Origin of the sequence: Mycobacterium sp. (assembly GCF_035570115.1) — a bacterium.
GTDB lineage: Bacteria > Actinomycetota > Actinomycetes > Mycobacteriales > Mycobacteriaceae > Mycobacterium.
Genome location: NZ_DATMLH010000179.1, coordinates 1 through 2,736, shown reverse-complemented (window position 1 = coordinate 2,736; position 2,736 = coordinate 1). Strand labels below are relative to the sequence as shown.

4 protein-coding genes are annotated in these 2,736 nt (G+C 67.6%); 2 read left to right on the top strand and 2 right to left on the bottom strand.

Annotation, left to right across the window (positions count from 1 at the left end):
• The coding region (locus VNW74_RS16230) for a malic enzyme-like NAD(P)-binding protein (protein ID WP_325678546.1) at window positions 1–594 on the top strand (594 nt) is incomplete at its 5' end.
• Between the two features lie 52 nt (window positions 595–646).
• Entirely contained in the window at window positions 647–1,504 is an 858-nt protein-coding gene (locus VNW74_RS16225) for a glycine betaine ABC transporter substrate-binding protein (RefSeq protein ID WP_414686698.1), read from the top strand.
• 17 nt (window positions 1,505–1,521) lie between these two features.
• On the opposite strand, the gene VNW74_RS16220 is transcribed toward VNW74_RS16225, so the two are convergent.
• Both VNW74_RS16220 and VNW74_RS16215 read right to left on the bottom strand, forming a co-directional pair.
• On the bottom strand, window positions 1,522–2,352 hold the full coding sequence (locus VNW74_RS16220) for an SDR family oxidoreductase (protein WP_325678544.1): 831 nt from the start codon (window positions 2,350–2,352) through the stop codon (window positions 1,522–1,524).
• 218 nt (window positions 2,353–2,570) lie between these two features.
• Window positions 2,571–2,736, bottom strand: a 166-nt coding sequence (locus VNW74_RS16215; protein ID WP_325678548.1) for a WXG100 family type VII secretion target, incomplete at its 5' end; no start/stop codon positions are given.

Sequence of the window (2,736 nt, the reverse complement as noted above, 5' to 3'; positions counted from 1 at the left end):
GTGGTCATCTCCGGCGCCGGGGCAGCGGGCGTCGCGTGCGCGAATCTCCTTCAAGCGAACGGGATTTCCGATGTCACCGTGCTCGACTCGCGTGGCATCCTGCACTCCGGGCGCGACGACATGAACAGCGTCAAAGCGCAGCTGGCGCTACGCACCAACCCGCGCGGCCTTTCCGGCGGCATCGTCGAGGCGCTGGAGGGGGCCGACGTGTTCCTCGGTGTGTCCGGCGGGGTCATTCCCGAGGAACTGATCGCGACGATGGCCCCCGAGGGCATTGTGTTCGCGCTGTCCAACCCCGACCCGGAGATCCGTCCCGACGCTGCGGCCAGGCACGCCGCCGTGGTCGCCACCGGGCGAAGCGACTTTCCCAACCAGATCAACAACGTGCTGGCGTTTCCCGGCGTGTTTCGTGGTGCGCTGGAGGCCGGTGCCAGCAAGATCACCGACAAGATGAAAGTGGCCGCGGCCGAGGCGATCGTCTCCGTCGTCGCCGACGACTTGGCGCCGGATCGGATCGTCCCGAGCCCGCTGGACCCGCGGGTTGCGCCGGCGGTTGCCGCTGCGGTAGCCGCCGCCGCAGATCCCGCGGAGTGAGCGTCGGCAGGTTGACTGCGCTCGCCGGCGACGATGCACGGCGCGGAGCGCGATGAGGAGAAGCCGGGCAACGTGTCTCACGCTCGCCGTGGCGCTGGCGATGACGGGGTGCGCGCAGACAACCGGCAGCCAGCACCGCGCGGGTGAAGTGGTGGTCGGGTCCCGTCCCGGTGCCGAGTCGGTGTTGCTGGCCGACATCTACACCGGGGCGCTGCGGTCCTACGGGTTCCCGGCGCGCAGCGAGCAGGCAGCTGACCCGCTGACCAAGCTCGACTCGGGTGCGTTTGTCGTCGTCCCCGGTTTCACCGGTCGGGTGTTGCAGCGCTTTCAGCCCGGTACCACCGTGCGGTCCGACGCACAGGTCTACAAGGCGATGGTTGGCGCGTTACCCGAGGGCATCGCGGCTGGCGATTACACCACCGCTGCCGAGGACAAGCCCGCGCTGGCGGTCAGCGAGTCGACGGCCAAGAGCTGGGGCGGCACTGATCTCAGCGCTGTGCCGCGGCACTGTGATGGCTTGGTCATCGGCTCGATCGCCGGCGCGGCGAAGCCCTCGGCGGTCGGCAGCTGCCGGCTGCCTGCTGCTCGCGAATTCTCAGACGATGCAACCCTTTTCGCCGCGCTTCGAGCTCAAACGGTCACCGCGGCCTGGACCACCAGCACCGACCCCGGCGTGCCGGCCGACCTGGTTGTGCTGACCGACGGCAAGCCGGCGCTGGTGCAGGCCGAGAACGTGGTCCCGCTCTACCGCCGCAACGAGCTAACCGATCGGCAGCTGCTGGCGGTCAACGAGGTGGCGGGCGTACTGGACACCGCCGCGGTGGTCGAGATGCGCCGGCAGGTGATCGCCGGCGTCGACCCACAAGCGGTGGCAGACGGGTGGCTGGGCGAACACCCGCTCGGTCGCTAGCGCGACGCGTAATCGACCTAGCGCGACGGCGGTTTCAGTCGGCCTACGACCGGCGAGAACAGCCGCTGGTAGCCCGAACCGGTCAACCGCACGACCAGATCCAGCGCCTTGGCGTCGGGGCCGACCAGCACCCGGGCCCGGTCTTTGCGGACCGCGTCCAAAATGATCTCGGCCGCCCGCCGCGGGGTGGTCGTGGCCAGTCGCTTGTCGAAGAAACTTGCCTGCGCACCGGGGTCCACCCCCTCGGCAGCGGTGGAGTTGCGGGCGATCGCGGTCTTGATGCCGCCGGGATGCACCGAGGTCACTTTGACCGGGTGGCTGTTGAGCGCCATCTCCTGACGTAAGGCCTCGGTGAAGCCGCGGACGGCGAATTTGGCCGCGTTGTAGGCGGCCTGCCCGGGCATCGACATCAGCCCGAAAAGGCTCGAGACGTTGATGACGTGGCCGTCGCCGGAGGCGATCAGATGCGGCAGAAAAGCCTTGGTGCCGTTGACTACTCCCCAGAAGTCGACGTCCATCACCCGCTCAATGTCCTTGAACTGGCTGACCTCGATGTCGCCGGTGAACGCGATCCCGGCGTTGTTGTAGATCTGGTTGACCTTGCCGAAATGCTCGTTGATCTGGTCGGCATAGGAATGGAACGCCTCGCGTTCGGTGACGTCGAGTCGGTCGGCCCGGACCGGCACACCGATGGCCCTCAGTCGCTCTTCGGTCTGCGCGAGGCCCTCGAGGTCGACATCGCTGATCGCCAGCGTGGCACCGGAGCGGCCCAGCTCGACGGCCAGCGCCTGGCCGATACCTGACCCGGCGCCGGTGACCGCGGCTACCTTCCTGGCAAACCCCTCCATGGGACGCTCCTCGCTCGTGGGTTGCCGAGAAGTTTATCCGGTACCGGCGGTACCTCCTGCGGGCGGGTAGTTGCGGCAGATGCCGATTTCGGGGATAACCGCGCGCGACTGGCGCTCAGCGTAAGCAGCGTGACAAAGCACGCTCACGTCGGTCGCCTCTGGCGCCGCGAATGCTCAATAGCGCCAACGATGTTGGCGGTATTGCAGGAAGTTAGTTGTCAGGCCCAGCTGGAGCCGACGGCAGAGTCGGTGGAGCTCATGTTGTTGCCGGCGTTTTGCACGCTTTGGCCGTGGGAGTTGGCTTGCTGGTAGATGACCTGGAAGTTGCGGCCCAGTTGGGTGATGAACTCCTGGCAGGCCACCGAACCCGAGCCGCCCCAGAAG

What these genes read in the sequence shown, in the direction of transcription:
- VNW74_RS16225 (WP_414686698.1), top strand. Translation starts at nt 647, where the DNA reads ATGAGGAGAAGCCGGGCAACGTGTCTCACGCTCGCCGTGGCGCTGGCG.
- VNW74_RS16220 (WP_325678544.1), bottom strand. Translation starts at nt 2,352, where the DNA reads ATGGAGGGGTTTGCCAGGAAGGTAGCCGCGGTCACCGGCGCCGGGTCA.